The organism is Streptomyces sp. NPDC053069 (assembly GCF_044546895.1).
GTDB lineage: Bacteria > Actinomycetota > Actinomycetes > Streptomycetales > Streptomycetaceae > Streptomyces.
The window spans coordinates 203,990-228,321 of record NZ_JBITZN010000014.1 but is presented as its reverse complement, the minus strand read 5'-3'; the positions used below and the strand labels follow the sequence as shown (position 1 = coordinate 228,321).

Below are 24,332 nucleotides of genomic sequence, written 5' to 3'. Positions count from 1 at the left end.
CGTCGGCCTGCTCGTTGCCGTCTGCGCGGGCCGCGCCGCGAGCGGATCGCGGGCACTGCCAGGATCAGAGGCTTGAGCGTGGATCTTGCCTGTCAGCACGTACACCGCCGCCGTGAAGACAGCCCTCTCGTCGCAGGGAGCGGACCCGCCACCCTGCGGACGAGCGGTGAAGGACGGCAGCAACGGGGGTGCTCAGTTCCCAGAGTTCATCAGGAACCAGCGGAACCAGATGCTTCGACAGATCAGCACCCGTGACCCGCCTCATGCCGCACGGGCATCACGCCACGTGAGACAACTTTTTAAGCGCGCTGCTCCGCCCGTGACGGGCGGAGCAGCGTCGGTCCACCTCGGGCTCGGCCTTCTCCGTGAAGGCCGCAGCGCTAAATTTTGTAGACCGCTATCCCTGTAACGGCGCCGGGATTGTCTGCGTAGTGGCCCGGATTCAGAGTAGCCAGCTTGGTGCCTTGGTTGCAGCCGGTGGTGATGTGCCAGAGTTCCACGCGATAGGGCGTCTGGTTTGAGACGGACCGATTGACCCTCTCAAGGGGATAGCAGCCGGGCGTCAGGGAGTTGACGTGCCTGGTTCCGGTCCTGTTTGCCCCCGTCCATCCACATGCATACCCCTTCGGGCAGGTATTTGGATCGGCCGCAGCCGGCGTGACGAACGCGCTGCCCAGCAACGCGCCGGTCACAGCTGCCAGCGTCAGACCTTTCTTAAGCATGCTCATGCCAAGTATCCTTATCCTTGATCGAACAGACTTTTGGATTTTAACTCAAGGGGCTTAGCTTTAGCAGTTTTTGACATACCGTCAGTTGACGAGTGCTCAGAGGCTGTCATGGCGGCGTGGCGGACGTGGCGGATTCCCCAGGAGGGGAAGCGGCAAGCAGCAGGGCTCGGACGCCAGTCGAGGAGCAATCCCGGATGAGCATCACCCTTGCTTCGCCGCTCAGCGGGTTCTGTACCGACCGGAAGAAGCGGCGGCGGCCCTGGGTATCGGCCGCTCGCTGGTCTACGAAGAGATCCGCCTCGGGCGTCTCCAGACGGTGCGGATCGGCAAGGGGCGCCGACCGAAGGTGTACGGCGATACCAAGACTGAGGTCCGCCAGAAGATGCGGGACCTGAGGAAGGAAGGCCAGTCGGGCGTCAAGGCGCCGGCCAACTGCACCGTGGCCGACGCGGTGAACGACTGGCTGGAGCGCGGCCTGAAAGGTCGCGACGAGAAGGGCACCCTCGGCAAGAACCGCTCGATTCCGCTGGAGCGCATCGCGCAGCTTGTCGGGCACACCAGTCAAGCGACGACGGAGGCCGTCTACCGGAAGCAGCTCCGGCCGGTCATCATCGAGGGCGCGGAGGCCATGGACGTGGGGTTGTGGCGGTTGCTGTACTTCGCTGCCGTACAGCAGATGTACGGACAGCGGAAGCGTGAAGCACGCGCTGCATGTGAAAAGGCTTCAAACTGGTGGGGAAGTGCCCCTAAGGTCTGTCTCTTCGGTCAGCGTCGGGTCTGGTTTCTCACGGCGGCTGTCGGCGTCAGCGAGTGAACAGCTCGGGGTTCTTGCGGACGAAGTCGGCTACTCCTTCGGCGGACCGCCCGGTGACCTCTGCCATGCCTTCTGCCTGGCGGTCATAGCGGCCGTCCAGGTGCAGGCGAGCCATGGTGGAGATGTGCTGACGTACATGGGCCGGCAGTTCCAGCGCCGCGAGATCGTTGTCCAGCCATTCCTGCAACGGGACGGCGGTGTAGCCGACCGTGCGGTGCAAAGCATCGGAAATCTCCGCGGCCAGAGCGGCGACGTCCTGTGATCGGGGGCCGGTCAGCTCATAGCTCCGGCCGATGTGCCCGGCCGGATCGGCCAAGATCTCCTCGACAACCGCGGCAACGTTATCGGCCGCGATCGGGGAGGTTCTCGCCTCGCCAAAGGGCCACCTGATCACGCCGTCCTTGGCGATCGAGGAAAACACGGTCTGGAAGAGCGGGTTCTCCATGAAGACGGTGGGCCTGACCTGAACCACGGGCAGGCCTGACCAGTCGAGAACCTGTTCGACCAGCCACTGCTGTCGATGCTGGTGCGACTCGGAGCCGCTGGTGGCGTCCATCTCGGAGACGGTCAGCTGCGACATGTTCACGAACGCCTCCAGCCTTCCGTAGGCGCGCGCGACCGCCGCCGTGGTCACGGCAGCCAGCAGATACTGTGCCGACACGGCCATGCCGAAATACATCCGACCGCAGCCGTCGAGGGCGTCGGCGACATCACGAGCACACGTCAGATCTCCGACCACGACCTCGGCGCCCGTCGCGCGCAGCGCCTGGGCACGGTCGTCATCCCGGCGCACCAGAGCACGGACCTGGAGACCCCGGCGCCGTAGACCCTGGACCACGGTCCTGCCGACAGCCCCGACGCTGCCCGCAGCACCGGTCACCAGAATGGGCCGCATGCCTGCTTCCGCGCTGTAGTCCATGTCGGCAGACTGCGGCCCGCATGGCCAGGACGCAATCGGGGGGCGTCCGGTCGACTCGCACTGGGGCCCAGCTTCGACGACCTAACGTGTTGTGGCCTTCACGCCCTGTTCCGCGGTTGCACCGGTGCGTTGCCGAGAGACGATGGGAAAAGGTGGGGCCGGCCGCACATACCGCTACGTCTGAGGCAGGAGGCGCGTTGTGCCCGATTCTCGATCTGTGACAACCCCCGTCCTGGAACCCTCTGCCCGAGAGCTGACGGAGGCCACATCACCGCATCCACGCATCTACGAAGTCCCGCCGGAGAACGGCCGCGAGATCCTCGACGGCCTCCAGGAGGGAACGGGGGTGGCCAAGCCCGCGGTCGATGAGGACTGGGTAACCATCGACGCCGGACAGTACGGCCACGTCCGCACACGCATTATCCGCCCCCAAGGATCGATGAAAACCCTCCCGGTGATCCTGTACATACACGGCGCCGGATGGGTGTTCGGCGATGAGAAGACGCACGACCGGCTGGTCCGCGAACTGGCGGTGGGAGTGGACGCCGCGGTGGTCTTCCCCGTCTACGACAGGGCCCCCGAGGCGAAGTACCCGACTCAGATCGAGCAGAACTACGCGGTCGGGAAGTGGATCCTTCAAAACGGCGGGGAACAGAACCTCGACGCCTCACGGATGGCGGTCTGCGGCGACTCGGTGGGCGGCAACATGTCGGCGGTCTTCGCACTGATGGCCAAGGAGCGCGGAGATGTCCAACTGGCTGCCCAGGTGCTGCTGTACCCCGTCACCGACGCCAACTTCGACACTCCGTCCTACCAGCAGTTCGCCGACGGCTACTACCTCACTCGCGACGGGATGAAGTGGTTCTGGGACGCCTACACCTCGGACCCTCAGCAGCGCACCGAGATCTATGCCTCGCCGCTGCGAGCCGACATCGAGCAGCTCCGTGGTCTTCCCACCACGTTGGTCATCACCGACGAGGCCGACGTGCTGCGCGACGAAGGCGAGGCCTACGCGGCCAAGCTCCGCGAAGCGGGAGTAGACGTCACCGCGGTCCGAGTGCTGGGAATGGTCCACGACTTCCTGATGCTCGACAGCCTCCGTGACTCCAAGGCCACAACGGTCGCCCGCACACTCGCCATCGAGGCACTGCAACAAGCACTGCGCCCCTGAAGCGTCCCAGGGCCTCCGATCGGCAATGTCGAGTTTGCTGAGGTGGCACGAGTGTTCCTGGATGAAGCTGCGGCCAACACCAAGACGGTCGTCTCAGCCAGTGCGAAGCGTGGCGTCCAGAGGTGGAGAAACCTGTAACCGCTCACCGGGATGAAACGTCGCCGCCGAGCTCAAGAAGTGAGCGCTGGTGATCACACTCGCTGGGATGTGGGAAGGGGTGGAAGCACGTCGGGCGATGGGTTCCGCTCGCCAGTAGGGCGCTGGCTGGAGACGAATTCCAAGATCGTCTCCAGGATTTCTCCAGAGAGCCCCGCAGAAGCAGGTCAGGCCCGGTGTTGCACTGTCGGGGTGGCGGGATTTGAACCCACGACCTCTTCGTCCCGAAGCAACTTGAATGGGGACTCCACCTTGGGCTGGCGTGCTTCTCACCTGCTCAGATGGTCCGCAGATGTCTGCGCCCGTCCGCCGCTGTTCGTCGGCGTTGTCACGCAGTTAGACACTCACCCCTGCTGCGCCTCTACGCGTGAATCGCCCAGTGCGGGGACGCTGAACGCTGTCCTGCGGTGGCAAATGGCGTCCGGGTGACATCCGTCAACGGGCCAACAACGAGGAGCCCTCAGGCGAGTAGGCGGTTGCCGGCCAGCGGGCCCCGGTCCGTCCGCCCGAACCTGACCTGCAAAGCCAATAAGTGCGCCATTTGCCTTGTCATGCTCTTGTCGGTCGATTCGGTGTGTAGACCTCACAAAGATCCCTATATGAAAAACCATCAAGTTTTGCGGACAAGTCTTGGAGGCTTCTCTCGAGCCAAACCGCCTGGGACACGAGACCCTGAAACAGGTCACATCTCGTGACGCCATCACTTCAGTGGGTCACCAGGCCACACCTCCCCGAACGGAGTCTCCATGGCTCGTACACATATCGAGCGCCGGCCGGCGCGCCACTTCTTGTACCTCTTCATGGCAGCCGCGCTGCTGGCGCTCGGGCTGACCGCTGTGCCAACAGCGTTCCCGGTCCGTGAGGGGGGCGGCACCGCACACGCTGCTCCTGCGGGCTCCACCATCCGTGACTTCCTCCTGGCCCACCGCAAGGAGATCAAAGCTGCCGTCGACACGGCCGGTGATGGTGCAGGGGGGACGGTCGTGGACCAATTCCTGGGAGCCTCCGGGTGGCATTGCCCGTCCCTCGGCAACCAGCTCCTTGACTTCATTCTCGGGATCACGCCTAGGATTGGCGACGTGGCCACGGCCTTGTGCTGGCAGGACACAGCAGCTGATCCCAGCTTCCATCAACGTCGGCTCGATACCGTGGACGCGAGCCGAGCGGTTACGGGCACAGTCAATTCGGGAGACCCGACAGTTCCGCTTAACGTGCGTACGACGCCCAGCACGAGCAAACCGGTCGTTCGCACCCTGTCTCCGGGCGCCCAAGTGACGATCTTTTGCCAGACGCGCGCTGAAACAGTGCTGTACGGACCTTGGGCGCCGACGAACGTGTGGGACTACATCGGTGACGATGCAACAGGTATGACCCAGTTCGTCACTGACGGTTCAATGGATACAGGATCAAATGATCTGGTTACGCCACAGTGCCCTGACGCCGTGGCCGGGTATGGCGCTGGCGTGAAGTAGACACACCCTGTCCCACGAGACCTGGTCGACCACGGGTAGTCGACGACTGGGTCTCTTTTTCTTGTGCCGGTGCATTTGTTCAAAACCCACATCCGCTGGCAGCAGGCTGATCACGTGCACCGGTGTGCGGCGGACCGAGGTCTGAACCCCGGCCGACGACAGTCAGCCACGATGGCGGGCGCGTCAACCGATCAGGCGCGCGTGTGCAGCGCTGGCCCCCACCGACCTCAGCCACGCTGCTTGATCGACGTCCGTCCCGTCTGCGCCCGCGGATCACGCGCCCGGTGTTCCCCATTGCTTACCGCTCCATCGGGCACGGCTGGGGCACGCCCACTGGGCCCCCGCGTCCGGCGCTTGTACCGTTCCGAAGTGGCCTGGATATCACTACTTGCAACACTTGTTGGTGGCGTGATTGCTCTGGGATCGGCGCTTCTCGTGGAGCACCGAAGGGCGCGGCGAGAGGCGGTGTCCGAGTGGCATAGGACACGGCGGGAGCTCTACTCACGGTTTCTCGCGGCTCATGCCCAAGCCGGCAGCGATCTGCGGAACATTGCTGCCACGCCCGGTCTTGATGCGGGCGAGCGGTACCGGCTGACACGGTCGGCCTACACCCTCTGCTACGCATCACGCCATGAGTTGGAGCTTGTCGCGCCGCCCTCCGTCGTTCGCCCGGCTGAGGAATGTAGTCGGGCGGTGCGAATGATGCGCGATGCCGTGAGCGCGGGGGTGGGTCTCGACAGCGATGAGCTCGAGGAACTGACACGCAGGTACCTGGAACTGCGTCTGGAGACAAGAGGTGCCATGCGCTCGGACATCTCGGCCGATACCCATTGACCTGCTTCGGGCTTTCGACTGCGCTGCGACGTTCGGCTCTGCCTGGGTCGGCGGCGGACGGGATGGGAGCTCTCCGCGCCCGCCCCTACGGATCCGCAGTCGGCGGCGGCGCCCCCTCCATTCCGGTGCCGGCCGATCCCCCGCCGGAGGCATTGCCTTGACCGCGGGCCGCACTATGCGGTGATCGACTCATGGCCACCGGCCCCATCCACCTGTGGGCGCGCGTCGGCGCAGCGCGGGCGGAGCGGGCCGGAGGCAGGAGCGGCGCCCGCAGCGGAGCCGGGGCTTGATGAGGTAGAGAAACCTGTAACGGGCTGCGGAGCTCAGCTACTCAGTCGGTATTCGAGGACGTAAGAGCCAGCATCCAAGAGCATCTGGTTGACCTCGACCGGTCGGTCCTCGGCCGTGTACGCGATGCGGCAGATCTCGACCACAGGCTTCATGCCTGGACCTGCTGGACCGTCCGACCAGGTGCCCCGGCTGCCGTGCTCACGCGCCCGGCTGGGTTCGCGTGTCGGTGGACGGACTGTGCGTGCTCACCCACGACGGTGACCGGATCTGCCCGGCTGACCCCTCCTTCGGCACGTCGGCGGTGAGGGTGCTCCCCGTTGCTTCGCCCGTGGCCACGGTGGAGGTGGCTGCGTGACGGTCTTTCCCGTCGCCCCTGAGGCCGTGGCTGGTGCTGCGGCCTCCCTGGGCACCGACCCGACCACGCTCGCCGACCTGTTCCGGGTGGCCAACAGCCCTGGTTTCGACCGCTGGCAGGAACAGATCCGCCGTACCGGCGGCTGCGCCCACCCGATCCGCCTCATGGGCCAGACCGTCACCCGCGACGCCAAGACCGGCGACATCCTGTACGCGTATTCGACCGAGCAGGAGCCGGGCGGCATGCTCCGGGTCGCCTGCGGCAACCGGCGGGCCTCCCGCTGCCCCGCTTGTGCCTGGACCTACGCCGGGGACACCTACCACCTGATCCGGGCCGGGATCACCGGCGACGAACAGAGGGACGTGCCCGCCACCGTCCGGGATCATCCGCGCGTCTTCGCAACCCTCACGGCTCCGTCCTTCGGCCCCGTGCACAACCGGCCCGACACCGGCCGCTGCCGCTGCGGCACCCGGCATGCCGACGGCGACCCGGCCTTGGGCACGGCGCTCGATCCGGAGCGCTACGACTACGCGGGCGCGGCGCTGTGGAACAACCATGCCGGGGACCTGTGGCGGCGCTTCACCATCTACCTGCGCCGGGAGCTCGCCGCCCGCGCGGGCCTGACGCAGACCGAACTGAAGGAGGTGTGCCGGGTCTCCTTCGGGAAGGTCGCTGAGTTCCAGAAGCGTGGGGCCGTCCACTTCCACGCCGTGATGCGTCTCGATGGTCCCGACGGCCCCGGTACCGCTCCGCCGGCATGGGCGACAGTCGCGCTCCTGGACGACGCCACCAAGGCAGCCGAAAGCACCGGAGCCATCGACACCCCGGTCTACTGCAAGGCGTGCCGGGGGACCGGCCATCACCTGCACTATCACCAGCCCTCTTCAGCGCTGAGCCGCTGCACCACCTGTCGCGGCACGCGCGTGCGCGAAGACTTTGCGCAGCTGGACATCCCGGAGCACACCCGTCGCCTCATGGCCGCGTGCGCCGAACTCCAACCCTTCTACCCCGACCGCCAGCTGACCCGCTGGGCCCACATGCTCGGCTTCCGCGGCCACTTCTCCACCAAGTCCCGCCGCTACTCCACCACCCTCGGCGCTCTCCGCCAGATCCGCGCCGACTACCGCGCCCACCAGGAACGCCGCGAACGCGGGCTCTCCGAAGACCTCGACGACACGGAGGGCTCCACGCTCGTGCTCGCCCACTGGACCTACGCCGGACAGGGCCACACCCCCGGTGAATCCTGGCTCGCTGCCTCGATCGCCCGAGACATCCGACTGAACCGAGAGACAGCACGTGATGCCCTGACGGACCTTCAAGACATGGGGGAGTGGGATGACTGACGAGCTCCTGACGGTCCGTGAGGTCACGGCCGCACTGAAGATCGGTCGAACCAAGGTCTATGACCTCATCCGGACCAAGGAACTGCCGTCGTTGACCATCGGTCGTAGCCGGCGGATTCCGGCTGAGGCGGTGCGTACATACCTCGCTTCGCGTATGGACCTGAGGGAGGCGGCCTGATGGCGAAGCGACGGAGCCGGGGCGACGGCGGTCTCCACTGGGATGAGAAGCGGCAGCGTTGGATCGCCACGGCGAGTCTCGGCTACGACGCCAGCGGCAAGCGGATCGTGAAGCGGGCCAGCGGCAAGACCAAGACGGAGGCCAAGACCAAGCTCAAGGAGGTGTTGCGCGACTACGAAGACGGCCTTGCCATCGCGCCGACCGGCTATACCGTCAAGGACGCGGTGTCGGACTGGCTGACGTACGGTCTGGCGGGCCTCGACTCCAGCACTGTCGAGACGGTGACCCTGCTGAGTCAGAAGCACGTCATCCCGTCCCTCGGCGCCCGCAAGCTTCGTGACCTGAGCGCGGAGGACGTAGACCGCTGGCTGTCCACCAAGGCAAAGACGCTCAGCACGCGCACGCTCCAGGGGATCCATTCGCTCAGGCTGAGGCAGTGCTGAAGGGGGCCGAGGGGACGTCGATGTACGCCTACATCGTCGTCGCGCTGCTGGCCGGGGCCCGGACCGAGGAACTGCGGGCGCTCACCTGGGACCACGTCTTCCTGAAGGGTCGGCCGGACCTCGATCCGCCACAGCCCCCACACATCGCTGTCTGGCGCTCGGTCCGGCAAAGCGGGGACACGAAGACCCGGAAGTCCCGGCGCACGCTCGCTCTGCCGGCGCGCTGCGTCGAAGCCCTCTGGCAGCAGTTCGAAGATCAGGGCTGGGATCGGCTCGCCGCCGAGGACAAGTGGGAGGAGCATGGGCTCGTCTTCTCCTCGGCCGTGGGAAAGCCGCTCGACGCTGCAAACGTCCGGCGTGCCTTCCGTCAGGCGCTCAAGGGCATCGATGGGATCAACGCCGACGAGTGGACACCCAGGGAGCTGCGGCACAGCTTCGTGTCCCTGTTGTCCGACCGGGGCGTCCCGCTGGAAGAGATCTCCCGGCTTGTCGGGCACTCCGGGACGGCCGTGACCGAGGAGGTGTACCGGAAGCAGATCCGGCCTGTGATCCAGACCGGCGCGGTGGTCATGGACGGGATCTTCGGAGCGCAGGAGCGGCGCCCGTAGACACGCGAAAAGCGGTAGTCACGCAGTTAGACACGCAGAGAAAACAGGTGAGGCACCTACTAGTCGCTAGTAGGTGCCTCACCTGCTGTTTCGGCTGTCGGGGTGGCGGGATTTGAACCCACGACCTCTTCGTCCCGAATGAGGTTCGGGTGGGATCGGCACCAGTCGGTTTGCTGTTCTGCCTGGTCAGGGCGTTGGGGTGCGGTGGTCTCGGGTGGTCTGGAAGGGGCTTGGGGAGTGGGTTGGCTCCCCGATGGCTCCCAGCGGGACATCAGCCAAGGGCGAGTCCATCTGTTCCGCCGCATCGGCGCACACGGAATCCTTGGCGGCGCGGCGCTTGACCAGCGAGCTCAGATCACCGTTGAGGGCGCGTGCCGCCCTGACCGGCTCACGTAGCTGTCTGGGTCGCTTGGCCGCGCCAATCGGCCACAGTGCATCCGGGCGGACGAGGCCCCACACTACTCGGCTGGACGCCACCGTCGGCATGAGCCGCGGCAAGAAAGCCTGTTCTAAGGGGCGCCTCCTAGCATAATTACGCGGCCAACAGGTGTGGAAACGGCAGATACTGAGCATGTGTCACCCCTGCTGCTAGCGTTTTTCGGGCAGTCACATCAGCGAACTCGAGCTCCTCACCTTCGCCATTGGGCGGTGGGCGGCAACGCCGGCAGTCGAAGCCGGTACGTCTCGGAAGTGCGGTCGAGCGTGCTGATGCCGTCTTGGACACATCGGGTCTTGCCCGGGCGAGCCGAGGGGGAGAACGGGAAACAGCGTGACCGATCTCCTTGGACGACCACGGCGTCCAGGTGCGTGCCTGGATGGACACCGGGACGAAGATCGGAGAACACCTGATGGAGCCGTCATCCGGCGCGGGCGAGACCGTGCTGCCCCGCCCCGTCGAAGCGCTGCCCCTGCCTGCATTGGCGGCCGCAACACGGAAGCTCGCCGACAAACTCATCGAACACTTCACCATGGGCGAGCCCGCCGCATTGGCCCTCGCGCAGGCTGTCGTCGACCCATCTGCCGCCCGCCGGGCGGTAGAGTCCCCGGAGCGGCTGCGGGTGCCCGGCGGCGTGATCCTGGCCATCCGGGCTGACGTATGGGCGCGCTATATCATCCCGGACCCGCGAAACCCGCGGATCGGTCCGTCGCGCCGACACCCGGCCTCGAACCTGATCGGCACTGGCGAGAGCACGCGCTTCCGTCCGTTGGCCGAGCCGATCGCGGCGTCAGGGAGTCGCCCGGAACTCGTGCAGAGGCTCGCGAACCAGGAACACCTCGCGTGGGCGGCGCAACTGTCCAAGGAGTACGTGCTCGACCACAACGACTGGCGCGAGTCCCTCCGCCACCAGGGAGTGATGACAGAGGTGTGGCTGGCCGCGACGGCCTTCCAGCACGAGGACAGCACACCCGGGGTAACGGTTCCGGTCACCGTCGAGGGGTCGAGCCGCGTGACGTGCGCCCACGACCTGCTCACCCTCAGGTCTGCCGACGTTCCCTACATCCGGGACACAGCGAAGCTGCGGTCCCACATTCGCAAGCTCAATGAGGCGATCACGACCGCGGGCGACCCGGCGCAGGTCGACCCCGAAGTGGCGGTCACCGTGCGCTGCGAACGGCTTCCGGCGCTGCTGCTCGTCGGTTTCGAGCCGCACGACGGCACCACCGCTGACTTCGGCGTCGCCGTGAAGTCGTTGGTTGCGCTCCGGCACGTCGATTCCCCCAAGCCGTGGGGTGAAGCCGCGGAGAACGAGGCCCTCGCCGACGCCGTGGTGGACGAGATCGAGCGGCGGACACTGATCACTCCCACTAAGGCTGACTGGCTGCGTGGTGCCCTCACTCCCGATCAGGCAAAGGCCGCCGGCTTCAACGACGACCCGTCCGTCCGGGCGGCTGCGATCGTCCGGCTCTTCACCGAACGCGATCAGTCGATCCACGCCGCTGTGCGGGTCGCCATCACCGGACAGAGCACCCGCAAGAACATCACTACCAAGCTGCTGCTCGACGTAGCTTCCTCTCTGGTCATGCGTTCGGTTTCGGAAGAGGACTCCCGCAGGCGCGAGCGGATGCGGAAGTACCTGAAGTCGGCATTCCCGGGCGAACTGGCCAAGGACTGGGAGGCCACGTTCCGCGGAACGGAGGAGCTTGCCCAAGCCGCACTTGCGGAGGTGACAAAGGGGGAGCCAGGCGTGGCGACCCGGGAACTTGCGGCCCGCAGCGCCTATCCCCTGGTGATCAACGGCCAGCTCACGGGTGACCGTGGCACGAAAAACAACGATCAACCCGACCGCCGGCACCCAGGCGAGGTAATCGACCGCATGCGCAGTACCCCGCACGGCGTGCACCAGCTGAAGCAGACACTCCTCGACTCTGCGGCGGGCCGCAGGACCCGCAAGGTTGACGAGACGGGCCAGGTCACTCAGAACGAAGACGGCCGCGACATTCTCGTCACCGACGCAGACCTCCGTCGCACCTTCCCACCCGCTGGCGAAGGCCCATCACCGACACCGGCTCCCCGAAACGCGGCTGAGATTCTCGGGAACGCCCTGCACGACTTGGCCACTTCGATCCAGGCGGTCGAGGGGGCGGTCAAGGTCGTGGAGGCGGTCAGGGCCGACGACGGGACCCGTGCTATCGATTCGCTGGGCGCCGACCGAGCCGACTGCGAGGCGTGGCGGAACATCCTGCAGGACGTGCTTTTCAAATTGCCCGTCTGGCAACAGCGGAGCGTCCAGCGACACGGGATCATCGCCGAGGACCCGGACGACCTCGACGCGGACCGTGACGATGAGGAAGGCGAGGAACCGGACGACGAGTTCGACGATCAGCCGACTGACGAAGACACCCCACCTCAGGACGAGGTCGCCTGAATCGCTCGTGCCGCCCGGGTTCTCCGGACAGGCATAACAACCCGGCCGCGGGCCGGGAACGCGACGCGGATAAACGGTGAGGCCCACCCACCCGACCAGGGCGAGGGCGGCAACGTCGGCCTTCCGGGCTTGAGCCCGGGAAGCCGGTACACCTCGGGGCCGAACCGCGATCTGCTGCCGCTTGCCGTCACACCGGGCGTGACCCGGAAGACATCAAGTGGGTGCGCCGGGCAGTTCCCAGCTCACCCTGGCTATTCACTGTGGACCGGACATGGCCACGAGCTGGAGTACTCGATGGACAGCCTGCGCTTTCTCGTTGGCCGCGAACAGGAGCTTCGCGATCTGATCCAATCGCCTCAGCGCTGGGACTCAGTCCGTGCGGCATGCAGGGGCATGGACGTGAGTCTCTACCATCCGGAGGATGGGGAGCGGCCCGCCGAGGGTTCCTTGGCCGTATGCGTTGGCTGCAGGGGCCGCTTGGAGTGCCTAGCCCTGGCGTTACGGGCGGAGGACCCGGAAGCCCGTCACGGTTGGTACGGCGGCCTCGGCCCGGTAGACCGCGACCGTATCGCAGCAATGTTTCGGCTTGCCAAGGGGACAACGCCCCTGCCGGACCGGGCTCTCACGGCCATCCGTCTGGGCCGAGACGGATGGCGGGTCAACGACATCGCGCAAGTGCTTGGTTGCTCCAGACGGACCGTGCAGCGCTACCTCGGTGCCGTGCGCTGACACAAAGCCGTATGTGCATGAGGTGGTCACCGCGCTGCCGAGACCGACTCGCAGAAGACACAGCGGGTGACACGGAGAGCACGGTGCAGGTGGTTAACCCCTTGGCAGGACTGACGAAAGGCGAGGTATGCAAGGTCGGGCGTGATGCGGGCCTCACTATGTCCGACCTGGAGTCCACCTTGAGTTGCGGCAAGCCGCTAACCCGCCGAAGTGGCGGCCCTCCAACCGCCAACTGCGGCGTCTGCTTCCCGTGCCTCGTGCGCCGCTCCGGGCTGCTCCACGCTAACAGCGCCGACCACACCCGGCACGAGGCATTGCCATGGGCGGATGACCTACCTCTTCACCGTGGTGCCGACTGGCGCGCACTGCAGATGTGGCTGCTTGGTCGGTACGCCCTCACGGACGTCCTCACCGATACCCCGTGGCCGCCGGACATGGATCCGGTGGTTGCCTTCGACTCGATCAGGCGCGGGCGGGAGGAGCTGGAGCGCCTGCTTCCGATCGCGGCTGTCGCTGAGGCCGCTGACGTAGCGTAGTCGGCAGCGTGAGGTGCGCATCAACGGCGCCCGCGTGAGGACCAGTTGGGACGTATTCTTCTCTCTGGGCTGAGAGTTGCGGCAGGAGTGACAGCTCCGTATCCATTCTTGCCGTGAGCGCCGGGCAGCAGAGGCAGCAGGGGGAGACGTCGTGGAGATTCAGATCACGGTCGATGCGCAGGGCGACGACGCGGCGACACATGATCTGTACTACTGGCTGCGGCAGGATCGCGAACTCCGGCGTCACATGGAGTTCGAACTGGCACCGGCCTCCGAAACCTCTGACCGCATGAGCGCTGGCGAGATCATCAACATGTTCGTCAGCAATGGAATTGCCGCGGCAAGCTTGCTGGTGAACGTCGTGGTCGCCTGGCGATCAGCTCGCCCTTCGCAGCGCGGGGCCGTGACCTTCGAACGCGGCGGTATGACAGTGACCGTGCACGATACGTCGGGCGACACGTTGCGCCGTGTCGCAGAGCTGTTGGCTTCCGAACCTCACGGCGGAGACCCGGAGACCACTGGTGCGGGGCAGCAGTCGGCTCCGTCGGGCTCCGGGAATCGGTAATGGGGCTGCCCGATCCCGACAGAACCCGTGTGGTGCTGATCGGCGCGGACGAGTACCAGAACTTCCCGGGCCTGCCGGCAGTGCGCAACAACCTCGTCAAGCTGGCAGAGCTGTTCACGTCTCCGCAGGCCGGGGGACTGCCTAGTGGTCATTGCGTGACGGTGCGGAACCCCGCTGACCGTAAGGACGTGCTCGATGCCGTCTACCAGGCGGCGAGCGAGGCGACAGACACGCTGGTGGTGTACTTCGCCGGTCACGGTATGCCATCACCCGATGGCTCTCTCTACCTTGCACTGGGACATTGCGAGCAAGGGCGGAAGTTGTACGAGTCAGTGGCGTACAGAGACCTCCGCGCTGAAGTGCTGGAAAGCGCGGCGCCCAGAAAGGTCGTGATCCTCGACTGTTGCTACAGCGGTGCCGCGCTGGAGGGACACATGGGTGGCTCGGATGAGTTCGCGGACCAGACTGCCATCGAGGGCACCTGCGTCATGACCGCCACAGCCGCGACGCAGGCGGCCATGGCTCCCGTGGGTGCGCCCTTCACCGCGTTCACCGGTGAACTTGTGCGAGCCGTTTCCGAGGGCATTCCAGAGGTGTCGGACCCACTCGACATGGACTCTCTCTACCGGCACGTCCGCCATCAACTGGCCGCAAAAGGCATGCCGGAACCTCGGCAACGGGCCGGTGACCAGGGGCACGCCATCGCGCTGTTCCGGAACAAGTGGAAGCGGCCTCGGGAGAAGCCCACGCTCGCGGCTCTGCGAGAGGAATGGTTCCGCGCCATCCAAGAAGGGCTGCTCTGGCATGTGCGGGATGTTCCGGCACTTGGCAAGGGGCGACTGCGCACCGACTTCGGTGATGAGGGGCTCATCGGCTCCCTGCTGATCGCGCGGATCGCCGTCCGGCTCGCCCGGGGTGAGTGCAGGGCGAGGATCCGTGACTGGCTCGCCGCCAGTCCGTTCTTCACAGCACCCGGCCCTGATGGCAATGAGCTCAACGATCTCATCGCCAAGGTCCAGTTCGGGTTCGAGCACGACGGACTGGCCACCACCGTTGTGGTTCTCGACGGCCTGGGATTGCTCCCTTGGAGCCCGGAGAGCACGGACATGCTCCTCATCGAGTACTGGGCTGCCCAACGAGGTCGTGTGGTGCCTCGTACGCGTGTGGAACGCGAACTCAGGGAGTTGTGGGACAGCACGGACTCTCGCGTCCACGCGGCCCTCTCGGCGCTGCCGTCCTCTCCACTGGAGGCATACCCCGACGTGTGGGAGAGACTGAAGGGCGAGCCGGACTTCCGTGTCGGCAACGCCGGAGCCATGGCGCTCGGACGGCTTGGCGGCGACCGTGCCTGGGAGCGATGGACGTCCACCCGCCCCTGGAGCATCCTCAAGGCTCGCCACCTGGTGAGCCTCGGCGGAGATCTCGCCCGCTGCCACGCTGCGCAGCGTGCTCTGGGTCGTATCCTCGATCAGGCCCCTCCCAGCGACGAGTTCCGCGGTGTACTTGAGCGTGCTGCAGAGATCATCCAAGAGCAGTTGGAGCAGATCGCCCTGGCTGTAGATGGCATGAGCGCTGTTGAATACGAGTTGCTACGCGAGCGCAGCCGGGACGAACATTTCCAGGACAGTTGCCTCGTCACCTTCCAGCAGTATCTGCTGGAGCGGCGGTACCAGTCATTCACCCCTTTCCCTGAGCACGCGGCGACCCACGGCACCTGGGGCCCGCTTCCATGGTGGTCGATCGCCCTTCACGACGAACGCGAACAACGGGGAGCGCAGGAACTTCTCGCCCGCGGCGGTATGCAGCTGGGCGTCACAGCCAAGAGCCGAGACGCCGACGAGCTCGTCATCACCTGCCAGGAGCCCGGGCCCTCGCGCATCACAGCCCGCCTCCGCTTTGATCTCCACGACGCAGTACACGCCTGCGAGCTGCTTCTTCTCGCCCGTCGGCAGTCGGTGGCGGTGGACTTCCTCACGGACCACATCGATGAGTGGGACGATCGCGAGGTCAACCTCATCGGCACGTTGCCCATCGACCTGGGCGGCGATCTTGGAGCCACTCTTGCCGACATCGCGACCCATGCGCTGCGCCGACTTATGCCGGGCGCATCGGGAGCAGCCTTTCACGATGAAGGGGTTGCGTCGCTCGACAGGCTCCTGAAGTCATCACGGCTCCCGCAGATGTGCCGTCATCCGAGGTAGGGGCTGTTGCACGCGTCGTGGCCGGCTGCGGGTGCCGCGCCGGGTGTGAGACGTCGCCGGTGCGCGGCGAAGACGGCAGGCACCCGAGCCGGACGGCCGCTCGGTCCCCGTCTACAAACCGGTTTCGGCCGCTCCCTATCGCGATAGGCTCGACCAGGCACTTTTGCATTGTGGTCCGTGAGGCAAGCCTGGGGAGGGCGGACGGTGACAGCTCAGTCAGGCGCGTCGGCACCGAGGTCCGGCGTACCCAAGCCGGGCCCGCCGCGCCCCGCCCGGCAGTGGTTCCAGGAGCGTCCCTCGCCGTACCCGTGGGAGCAGGACGCGCTGGACCATGTGCGGGGGCTCATGCCGCAGGCCGAGCCGTTCCGCGCCTGGGCCACGTTCTCCTTCACCGCGATGTCCGGCCGCGTCAACGAGTGCGATCTGCTGGTCGCCGTTCCCGCCGGCATTTTCCTGATCGAGATCAAGGGGCATCCGGGGCAGCTCCGCAACACCGGGTCGACCTGGAACTTCCAGGGACCCGACCGCATGCGGACCATCAACAACCCGCTGCACCTGACCGACCTGAAGTCCAAGGAGCTGAAGAGCCAGCTCCAGTGGGCGGCCCGCAAGCTGGGCCTGTCCGAGCGGGTGGTCCCGCGCGTCGAGCCCGCTGTGTTCCTGTCGTCGCCCGACCTGGAAAGCCATCTGGACGAGGTCCAGCAGATCAAGGTCTACGGCCGTGACGACGGCGGCAGCGGCCTGAAGCGGATCTGGCAGGACTTCCTCGGCCTGCCCCCGGACCGTCCCGACCGGCGCATCACGCCGGAGTTCTCCCGGCACACCCTGCCGCAGCTGCTCAAGGCGATCGGGATCCGCCAGTCCACGGCCCACCTCCGCTTCGGCGACGCCTGGAAGATGGAGCCGCACCCGCTGGACGCCGGGCCGTCCTGGGAGGATCGCCTGGCCACCCGGGACGACGGCCTTGTCCACGAGGAGGGCCGGGTCCGCATCTATCTGGTAAGCCAGATGGCGACGGAGGCGGCCCGCAGGGCCACCGAGCGCGCCGCGCGCCGCGAGTACCAGGTGCTGCAGGGCATCACCCACCGTGGGATCGTCGACGCGCTCGACTTCCGCGAGCACCAGGGCGGACCGGCGATCCTCTTCCGCCACCGGCACGGCGATCTGCGCCTCGACCAGTACCTGGACACCTACGGCGGCAGGCTCACGCCCGAGATCCGCCTGGACCTGGTCCGGCAGCTCGCCGAGGCGGTCCGCTACGCGCACAACCGCTCCCTCTACCACCGGGCGCTAGCGGCCCGCTCCGTCTATGTGTCGTTCCGCGCCGACGGTACGGCTCCCGAGCTGCGGATCACCGACTGGCAGACCGCGGCGCGGGACTTCGACAGCAACGCCACGTTCTTCCGCTCCATCGGCGGCTCCGCCCTCGACGTCGCCCTGATCGAGGACGCGGCCCGCGTCTACCTCGCCCCCGAGTCGGACCAGCCGTACGCCGACCCCGCCGACCTGGACATCTTCGGGCTCGGCGCGCTCGCCTACCTGATCCTCACCGGCCGCCCGCCGGCCACCCAGCGCAGCGACCTCGCCGAACGGCTCCGCAGCGACGGGGGCCTGCGCCTGTTCGCGGTGGCCGACGGTCTGCCCGACGCCCTCGACGACCTGGTCTTCCGGGCGACCCGTGCCGACGTCGACGAGCGCCTGGGCTCGGCCGAGGCGTTCCTGGATCTGCTGGACGAAGCCGAACGCGCCAGTGTCCTGCCCGACTCACCGGCGGCGGCTTGCGTCGACCCGCTCGAAGCGGTGCCGGGGCAGGCGCTGGACGCCGAGTGGACGGTACGCCGGGTCCTCGGCACCGGCGCCACCGCCCGCGCCCTGCTCGTGGAGCGGGCCACCGAGGACGAGGACGGCCGCACCCAGATCGACGAGCACGTCTTCAAGGTCGCCCTCGACGAGGAGAAGGCGGGACGGCTGCGCGCCGAGGAACGGGCGCTGCGCAAGGTCGGCGGCGGCTCCGTCGTCCAGCTGCGCGGCGAGGGGCTGCGGGAGCTCGGTGGGCGGACCGTCCTGGAGCTGGAGTACGCCGGTGAGCAGTCGCTCGGCGAGCGGCTGCGCGGCAAGGGGAAGCTCAGCTACCATGACCTGGAGCGCTTCGCGGACGACCTGTTCCGCGCCCTGGACCAGCTCGCCGCGCAGGGCGTGCGCCACCGTGACATCAAGCCGGACAACTTCGGCATCCAGCGCCGCAAGGACCGCACCCGGCAGCTCAAGCTGTTCGACTTCTCCCTGACGGACGCCTCCGACCGGGACGTGAAGGCCGGCACGCGCGGCTACCTCGACCCGTTCCTCGGCTCGATGCGCCGCGCTCACTACGACGACCACGCCGAACGGTACGCGGCCGCCGTCACCCTCCACGAGATGGCGAGCGGGGAGCGCCCGCTGTGGGGTGAGGGGCAGCTCGACCCGCTGACCAACGAGTCCGCCGAACTCCGCGTCGCCACCGAGCTGTTCGAGCCCGCGCTGCGCGAGGGACTTACTGCCTTCTTCCAGCGTGCGCTGCACCGGGACACCGAGCAGCGTTTCGACACGCTGCGGCAGATGTGGGACGCCTGGCGGGAGGTGTTCCGCGCGGCCGACGCGACCGTCCCCGCCACGACCCCGTCCACCGTGGGCACCTCGTCCGACGATCCGGAGAAGGCCCGCGACCGCGCCGCCGCGGCGGCCGACCTGACGACGCCGCTGGACGCCGCCGGCCTCTCCCCGCGTGCCGTGTCGGTGGCCGGCCAACTGGGCGCGACGACGGTCGGCCAGCTGCTGGACATCCAGCCGTACACCATCTCCAAGGCGCGCGGCTCGGGAAACCTCGTCCGCAAGGAGCTCAACCGGCGCCGCAGGCAGTGGGCCACCGCGCTGCGCCCGGCGGCGCCGTACGCACCCCGCAGGCAGGCGCCGGACGCCGCCCCGAAGCAGTCCGCCGTCGGCGACGGCGAGGCCCGCATCCTGTCGATAGACGACATGGCGGCGCTCCTCGCCCCCGAGCCGGGCCGCAAAGGCTCCCACCGCGCCGACGTCGTACGCCTCACCCTGGGCCTGCCCCCGGACGACGGCGGACTCTCCCCGCTCGGCGCCTGGCCCGTGCAGGCCCGGATCGCCGACCACCTGGGCATCAAGCAGACCTCCGTGTCCCGGCACCACCGCAACGAGATCAGGAGGTGGGCGGAGGCGGACTGGCTGGAGCCGGTCCGCGCCGAGCTGACCGAGATCATCCAGTCCGTCGGTCGGGTGATGACCGCCACCGAGGCCGCGGCCGAACTCCGCGCCCGCCACGGCGCGGGGTCGGACACGCCCGAGCGGACGCTCGCCAGGGCCCTGGCCGTCGTACGGGCCGCCGCCGACGCGGAGACCGCCGAACGCCCCGACGAGGATCTCGCCGGGCAGCACGAGCCCCGCTTCCTCGTACACCGGCGCGGCGAGACGGTCCTGCTCGCCGCCGACTCCGTGCCGGGCGCGGACGACCCCAGCCCGCGGGAGCTGGCGGACTACGCGGCGCTCCTCGGCCAGGCCGCCGAACGGCTGGCACGGCAGGACCCGCTGCCCGGCCGCGGCGAGGTCCTGCGCGTCCTGCGCGCCGTGCCCGCGCCCGACGGGCTGGCCCCGCTCGCCGACACCCGCCTGGTGTCCCTGGCCGCCGCGACCGCCCCCGGCGTGGCGGCCACACCCCGGCTGGAGCTGTACCCGCGCGACCTGAGCCTGGAGCGGGCGCTGCGCATCTCCCAGGCGGGCGCGGGCGTCCGCCGCGACCGGGGGATCACCGTCGCCGAGCTGGTGGCACGACTGCGCGCCCGCTTCCCGGGCCTGGACCTGGTGTCGGGCTCCCGGGAACCCACTCATGTGGAACTGCTGGACGCCCTGGAAGGGGCGCGCTTCGACCTCGTGTACGACGACGAGGCGGAGAAGTTCCTCCCCCGGGCACCGGAGTCGAGGGGCCCGTGGAGCTCCACCGGCGCCGTCACCAGCTACCAGCCGCCCACCCCCGTCACCCGCGCCGACCGCGAGGACCCGCACGGCCCGACACGGGAGCGGCTCACCGCGGTGGCGGAGCGGGGCGGCTTCCTCGCCCTCACGGTGAAGCCGACCGCGCTCGCGGGAGCGGCCGAGACCGTGGCGGCCGCCTTCCCGGTCGAGGCCGTCGACCTGTCGGACGTGTTCCTCACCGCCTTCCGCGCCCTGGCCGCTGAGAAGGGCCAGGACTGGCAGAAGGTCCTGCGCGCCGACAGCCTCTCCACGCCCGGCAGCATCAAGCCCGGACTGGCGTCCTTCGTCCGGGTCGTCTGGCAGCGCGCGGAGGAGGCGGTGCTCGCCCGCGCCGACGCACCGCGCACCGTGCTGTTCCTCCACGACGCCAGCCTGGTCGCACGCTACTGGGACGAGGGCGGCCACGCCTTCCTGGTCCGGCTCCAGAACGCGGCCCGCCGCCCCGCCGACACCCCGCACGGCCTGTGGCTGCTGTGCACGGTCGAGACACGCGCGCAACAGGAGCCGAAGCTTGACGGCCGGACGGTGGAGGTGATCGGCGGGGACGGCGAACGGGCGCACCTGGACCGGGAGTTCCTGGACTCCTTGCGGGTGCTGGCCAGCGCCGGCTGAGGCTCAGGACTTGCGTGGCACCCCGCCCTTGCGGCCGATGTTGAACGCCAGCCGGTAGACGTCGGGGAGGTCGAGGGCGCCGTTGGTGCGTTTGGTCAGGACGCCGAGGGCGACCAGTTCCTCTATCCATGCGAAGGGGTCGCGGGCATCTTGAGGGCCGCTGGTCGCGTCGTCGTCTTCCCGCATGCGGCGCAGGATCTCCTCAAGGCCGCCCTGCACCCAGTACTGGCGGACGACGGACGGCTCCATGGGTACCTGTCCGCCCTCTAGCTGCTCTATGGCGGTGGCGGCCCAGCCGATGTCCTCCTTCAGCTCGTCCACCCGGACCCGCGACGCCTCGTGCAGGCTCTCCCGGAGCGCCTCATAGTGCAGCGGGTACGGCTGTGTGGCGTATCGCTCCGCCGTCAGGTCCGCGGCCGTACGCAGGGCGAGCAGCCAGGTCCTCGGGCTCACACGTCCGTTGCCGTCCTGGAGGTGGTTCGGCACCCAGGTGAAGGTGTGGCCCTTGCGCCGGTCGGTTCCCATGTAGGGGCCGGCCAACGTGACGAAAGCCTGCTCCTGACACTTCTCGTCGGCGATCAGGTCGACCGGCGCGATGAACCGTTCCTCACCTTGTTCGTCCCACTTGCCGTACTGCGCCCGGAACTTCTTCGCCTCGGCACTTGGATGGTTGCCCAGCCGGTGGAAGAGCAGCCCGTAGAGGTTCTCCCGGCTCCACGTCAGGTCGGCCGCGTTCGCGCCCAGTTTCGAGGCGTCCGGGAACGTCTTGGGCGCGCTGTCGTACATGTCCGGCCGTACGAAGATCTTGGCGCGCAGGGCGCCCGTGGTCAGCCGCAGTTCCAGCGCCACCTGGAACAGCGCCGACACCAGCCGGTCGGCGGTCCTGCGGTCGGCGTGGAGATGGTCCAGGGCGTCGAAGAGCAGGACGCGCGTCTCGCCGCTGTCCCGGGCCTCCCGGTCGGCCTTGCGCAGCGCGTCCTCGTACGCGTCCTCGTGCTCCTCGGCCCACCGGAGGCGGTCGGCCCAGTCGGGGATGCTCGCGATCTCCGGCACGCCGAGCGCCATCATCACGACGGCGCACCAGAAGACCTCGGGATCGGCGCCCTCCCGCAGCAGCCGGGCGATCCTGCGCTTGCCGGGGTATGGCGTGTCGGCGCCGCCCCCCGTGGTGAACCCGGTGGTGACGCGGACCCGCCGCAGCCGCGGCATCATGTACGACCGTGCGGCCACCTCCCGCAGCCCGGGGTCGGTCAGCGCCTTCGCCCAGTACGTCTTGCCGGTGCCGCGCGCGCCCCGGACCACGGTCACATCCGGGTCGAGCGCGAGGCGGTGACTGGACGGCGTGAACAACCGCCGCAGGTCGGGGCCGTCCGTGTCCGCGTCGAGCGCGACACCGAGGGCCCTGGTGATCAGGGTGCGGTACTCGTCGGTGGTCGGTGCGGCGGTCATGAGGGCTCCGGGGCGGGGTGCGGTGGCGGCAGCAGACGCTCCACCGTAGTCGTGAAGGTCCGGTACGCGGCCTCGACGAACGGCAGCTCGGGCCAGTCCCGGCTGCGCAGGGGGTCCAATCCCACCAGGTCGTTGCCGAAGAGGATGGGGATGGGGGCGTGCGGCGCGTCGTCGTCTTCCAGAGGAGGGTGGTACAGCTCGTCGCCCTCGTCGTCCGCGCCGTCCTCGTCCGGGTCGAGCCGGTCGTAGAGCGTGTCGGCGAACAGCTCCTGGGCCCGGTCGCGCAGGGCGGGCAGTCGCTTGGCGTCCCCGGCGGAGTGGAACATGGCCGCCACGATCCGCAGCCGCTCCCGCAGCTCCCGGGCCAGGGCGGGACGCTGCTGCCACTGCATGAACAGCATCTTGTAGCCCTCCCAGGTGGAGGGGTTGTCCACGGCGAACAGCAGCGCCAGCCCGCTGAGATGCGTCAGGGTGACCGCCGCGATGTCGTGCATGCCGGCCCTGCTGTCCAGCAGGACGACGTCCGGTGGCCGCGACAGCTCGGTCACCTGGTCCTCGCAGGCGGCGATCGCCTCTTCCAGCCGCGCGGCGAACGGCCGGTCCCGGTCACCGGGGTTGAGCCCTGCGAGGTCGCTGTAGATGCGGTTCAGCTTGGCGAGGTAGTCGTACGGCTCACCGTTCCGCTCCAGCGGGCGGCCGCCCGCCGGCGCCAGCCACACCTCCCCGTTGCCCTTGACGGGCAGCGCGGTGCTGCGCGCCACCAGCTCCAGCCCGTCGGCGTTGCCGACACCGCCCTCGATCAGGTGGTCCACGATGCCGTGGCGGGGGATGCCGGCGGGGTCCTCCAGCAGGTTTGAGACGCCCGGGGACTCCAGGTCGAGGTCCACCACGAGCACGCAGCGGCCCCTTCCGGCCAGGTGCCGGGCGAGGACGGCGGTGGCGGTGGTGCGGCCCACCCCGCCCTTGAAGCCGTACAGCGCCACCCGCCGGTCGCGGCGCCCGGCCGTCCCGTCGGAGGGGGTGGGGACACTACGGGCCCAGTCGGTGCCGATGACGGTCCGCTCCAGGGCGTGCACGCTGCCCGTGCCGGAGCCCTGCCGGGGGCTGACCTGTACGCGGTCGTCGGCGTCGAAGTACAGCTCGGGCGCGAAGAGTTTGTCGCCGAAGAGGAGGGGTTCGAGCCCGGTGAAGGGATGGGTGGCGGCCGTGAACGCGTCACGCAGGGCCACGACGTCCGCGTCGTCGTGGGCGAGGGCGCGCCCCCGGTCGTCGATGAGCAGACAGGCCCGGCCCAGGACGTCCCGGGTGACGACGACGTCCATGCCGAACCGCGCCGCCGCCTGCCGGGCGTGGTCGAGGGCGGCCTGCCAGGCGGTGTCGAAACGCGTGCGGGAACGGCTCATGTGCGGGTCCTCGTGCCCAGGATGCCGGCCTGTTCATGGGCGGCGATGAGGGCGTAGGCGGCCTTCAGGTGCTGGTCGATGTCCGCCTCGGTGATCGCGGTGCCGTCGCAGTAGCGGCCCGCGACGTCCCAGCCGTCGAACGGGTTCTTCCAGATGAGCTGCGTGAACAGCGCGCCCGATCCGCCTCCCCGGCGGCGGTGGGCGACGGCGGTGAGGTGTTCCCACAGCTCGGGGAGGTGCCCGTGCTTGTTCGTCCACTGCGGCTTCTTGCGGGAGCGGTCCAGGTACTTCACCTCCGGGTGCTCCGGCATGTTCCGCCCGTCCAGCCGCGAGCCGAGGAAGTCGATCAGGATGGCCTTCACCGCGCACTCCGCCGCCAGCCCGGCCAGATGGTCGGCGGATATCCGCAAGTCCTTCTCGGCGGCGAGCGTGGCCGCGCGATAGTGGTTCCTGCTCGCCGTCGCGAACGCCGGCGGTTGTGTCGCGGAGTAGGTCGAGGCCGTCACGACGATCACTTTAACGAGCCGATCAGTACGACTGCGGGGGCTTTTCCCAGATCGCGACCACCCTGGGCCGCCGTACGAGGGCACGGGTGCGGCAGGATGGGAGGTCCGGTCCGCGGCTGA

The 24,332-nt window shown here is 68.2% G+C and carries 16 protein-coding genes and 1 pseudogene; 12 read left to right on the top strand and 5 right to left on the bottom strand.

Annotated features, from left to right (window positions below; all coding sequences use genetic code 11):
- Positions 1-380: 380 nt before the first annotated feature.
- Entirely contained in the window at positions 381-728 is a 348-nt protein-coding gene (locus tag ACIGXP_RS29670) for a peptidase inhibitor family I36 protein (RefSeq protein ID WP_363215601.1), read from the bottom strand.
- Positions 729-798: 70 nt separating this feature from the next.
- Here ACIGXP_RS29670 and ACIGXP_RS29665 point away from each other — a divergent pair, with 70 nt between their 5' ends.
- Positions 799-1,542, top strand: a complete 744-nt coding sequence (locus tag ACIGXP_RS29665) for a helix-turn-helix domain-containing protein (RefSeq protein ID WP_399773457.1) — start codon at positions 799-801, stop codon at positions 1,540-1,542.
- Here ACIGXP_RS29665 and ACIGXP_RS29660 read toward each other — a convergent pair.
- Positions 1,532-2,461 (bottom strand): NAD(P)H-binding protein, encoded by a 930-nt coding sequence (locus ACIGXP_RS29660; protein WP_399773454.1) that lies wholly within the window; start codon positions 2,459-2,461, stop codon positions 1,532-1,534. The two genes, ACIGXP_RS29665 and ACIGXP_RS29660, sit on opposite strands and share 11 nt — an antisense overlap.
- A gap of 217 nt (positions 2,462-2,678) precedes the next feature.
- On the opposite strand from ACIGXP_RS29660, the gene ACIGXP_RS29655 reads away from it, so the two are divergent.
- The 11 genes and pseudogenes from ACIGXP_RS29655 to pglW all read left to right on the top strand — a co-directional run bounded on the left by ACIGXP_RS29655 (position 2,679) and on the right by pglW (position 20,854).
- A complete protein-coding gene (locus tag ACIGXP_RS29655; RefSeq protein WP_399773451.1) occupies positions 2,679-3,632 on the top strand; it encodes an alpha/beta hydrolase in 954 nt (317 codons plus the stop codon).
- A gap of 902 nt (positions 3,633-4,534) precedes the next feature.
- A complete protein-coding gene (locus ACIGXP_RS29650; RefSeq protein WP_399773449.1) occupies positions 4,535-5,260 on the top strand; it encodes a hypothetical protein in 726 nt (241 codons plus the stop codon).
- A 1,476-nt stretch (positions 5,261-6,736) separates the two neighbouring features.
- A complete protein-coding gene (locus tag ACIGXP_RS29645; protein WP_399773446.1) occupies positions 6,737-8,083 on the top strand; it encodes a replication initiator in 1,347 nt (448 codons plus the stop codon).
- On the top strand, positions 8,076-8,261 hold the full coding sequence (locus ACIGXP_RS29640; protein ID WP_399773443.1) for a helix-turn-helix domain-containing protein: 186 nt from the start codon (positions 8,076-8,078) through the stop codon (positions 8,259-8,261). Before ACIGXP_RS29645 ends, ACIGXP_RS29640 begins: the two co-directional genes overlap by 8 nt.
- Positions 8,261-9,312: pseudogene (locus ACIGXP_RS29635) on the top strand (tyrosine-type recombinase/integrase). The gene ACIGXP_RS29640 and the pseudogene ACIGXP_RS29635 overlap by 1 nt, the downstream one beginning before the upstream one ends.
- An 815-nt stretch (positions 9,313-10,127) precedes the next feature.
- Positions 10,128-12,179 (top strand): hypothetical protein, encoded by a 2,052-nt coding sequence (locus tag ACIGXP_RS29630; RefSeq protein WP_399773441.1) that lies wholly within the window; start codon positions 10,128-10,130, stop codon positions 12,177-12,179.
- Between the two features lie 294 nt (positions 12,180-12,473).
- Positions 12,474-12,908 carry a WhiB family transcriptional regulator gene (locus ACIGXP_RS29625; RefSeq protein WP_399773438.1) on the top strand — a complete coding sequence of 145 codons (435 nt, stop codon included), beginning with the start codon at positions 12,474-12,476 and terminating at the stop codon, positions 12,906-12,908.
- Positions 12,830-13,444 (top strand): 7-cyano-7-deazaguanine synthase, encoded by a 615-nt coding sequence (locus ACIGXP_RS29620; RefSeq protein ID WP_399773435.1) that lies wholly within the window; start codon positions 12,830-12,832, stop codon positions 13,442-13,444. Before ACIGXP_RS29625 ends, ACIGXP_RS29620 begins: the two co-directional genes overlap by 79 nt.
- Before the next feature lie 151 nt (positions 13,445-13,595).
- On the top strand, positions 13,596-14,009 hold the full coding sequence (locus tag ACIGXP_RS29615; protein ID WP_399773433.1) for a hypothetical protein: 414 nt from the start codon (positions 13,596-13,598) through the stop codon (positions 14,007-14,009).
- Positions 14,009-16,210: a caspase family protein gene (locus tag ACIGXP_RS29610; protein WP_399773429.1), complete on the top strand. Its 2,202-nt coding sequence runs from the start codon at positions 14,009-14,011 to the stop codon at positions 16,208-16,210. The genes ACIGXP_RS29615 and ACIGXP_RS29610 overlap by 1 nt, the downstream gene beginning before the upstream one ends.
- Before the next feature lie 204 nt (positions 16,211-16,414).
- A complete protein-coding gene (gene pglW, locus ACIGXP_RS29605) occupies positions 16,415-20,854 on the top strand; it encodes a BREX system serine/threonine kinase PglW (protein WP_399773426.1) in 4,440 nt (1,479 codons plus the stop codon).
- Between the two features lie 3 nt (positions 20,855-20,857).
- Here pglW and ACIGXP_RS29600 read toward each other — a convergent pair whose 3' ends face one another.
- From ACIGXP_RS29600 to ACIGXP_RS29590, 3 genes are read right to left on the bottom strand one after another with little or no spacing between them, the layout of a single operon-like run.
- Positions 20,858-22,303, bottom strand: a complete 1,446-nt coding sequence (locus ACIGXP_RS29600; RefSeq protein WP_399773423.1) for a hypothetical protein — start codon at positions 22,301-22,303, stop codon at positions 20,858-20,860.
- Entirely contained in the window at positions 22,300-23,706 is a 1,407-nt protein-coding gene (locus ACIGXP_RS29595) for a KGGVGR-motif variant AAA ATPase (protein ID WP_399773420.1), read from the bottom strand. The genes ACIGXP_RS29600 and ACIGXP_RS29595 overlap by 4 nt, the downstream gene beginning before the upstream one ends.
- Positions 23,703-24,212 carry a hypothetical protein gene (locus tag ACIGXP_RS29590; RefSeq protein ID WP_399773417.1) on the bottom strand — a complete coding sequence of 170 codons (510 nt, stop codon included), beginning with the start codon at positions 24,210-24,212 and terminating at the stop codon, positions 23,703-23,705. Before ACIGXP_RS29590 ends, ACIGXP_RS29595 begins: the two co-directional genes overlap by 4 nt.
- Positions 24,213-24,332 lie beyond the last annotated feature (120 nt).

Bases quoted from the DNA above. Each gene is read 5' to 3' on its own strand.
- ACIGXP_RS29650 (WP_399773449.1), top strand. From the start codon at position 4,535: ATGGCTCGTACACATATCGAGCGCCGGCCGGCGCGCCACTTCTTGTAC.
- ACIGXP_RS29620 (WP_399773435.1), top strand. From the start codon at position 12,830: ATGGCGGGTCAACGACATCGCGCAAGTGCTTGGTTGCTCCAGACGGAC.
- ACIGXP_RS29600 (WP_399773423.1), bottom strand. From the start codon at position 22,303: ATGACCGCCGCACCGACCACCGACGAGTACCGCACCCTGATCACCAGG.
- ACIGXP_RS29630 (WP_399773441.1), top strand. From the start codon at position 10,128: ATGGACACCGGGACGAAGATCGGAGAACACCTGATGGAGCCGTCATCC.
- ACIGXP_RS29670 (WP_363215601.1), bottom strand. From the start codon at position 728: ATGAGCATGCTTAAGAAAGGTCTGACGCTGGCAGCTGTGACCGGCGCG.
- ACIGXP_RS29595 (WP_399773420.1), bottom strand. From the start codon at position 23,706: ATGAGCCGTTCCCGCACGCGTTTCGACACCGCCTGGCAGGCCGCCCTC.
- ACIGXP_RS29640 (WP_399773443.1), top strand. From the start codon at position 8,076: ATGACTGACGAGCTCCTGACGGTCCGTGAGGTCACGGCCGCACTGAAG.
- ACIGXP_RS29625 (WP_399773438.1), top strand. From the start codon at position 12,474: ATGGACAGCCTGCGCTTTCTCGTTGGCCGCGAACAGGAGCTTCGCGAT.
- ACIGXP_RS29660 (WP_399773454.1), bottom strand. From the start codon at position 2,461: ATGGACTACAGCGCGGAAGCAGGCATGCGGCCCATTCTGGTGACCGGT.
- ACIGXP_RS29610 (WP_399773429.1), top strand. From the start codon at position 14,009: ATGGGGCTGCCCGATCCCGACAGAACCCGTGTGGTGCTGATCGGCGCG.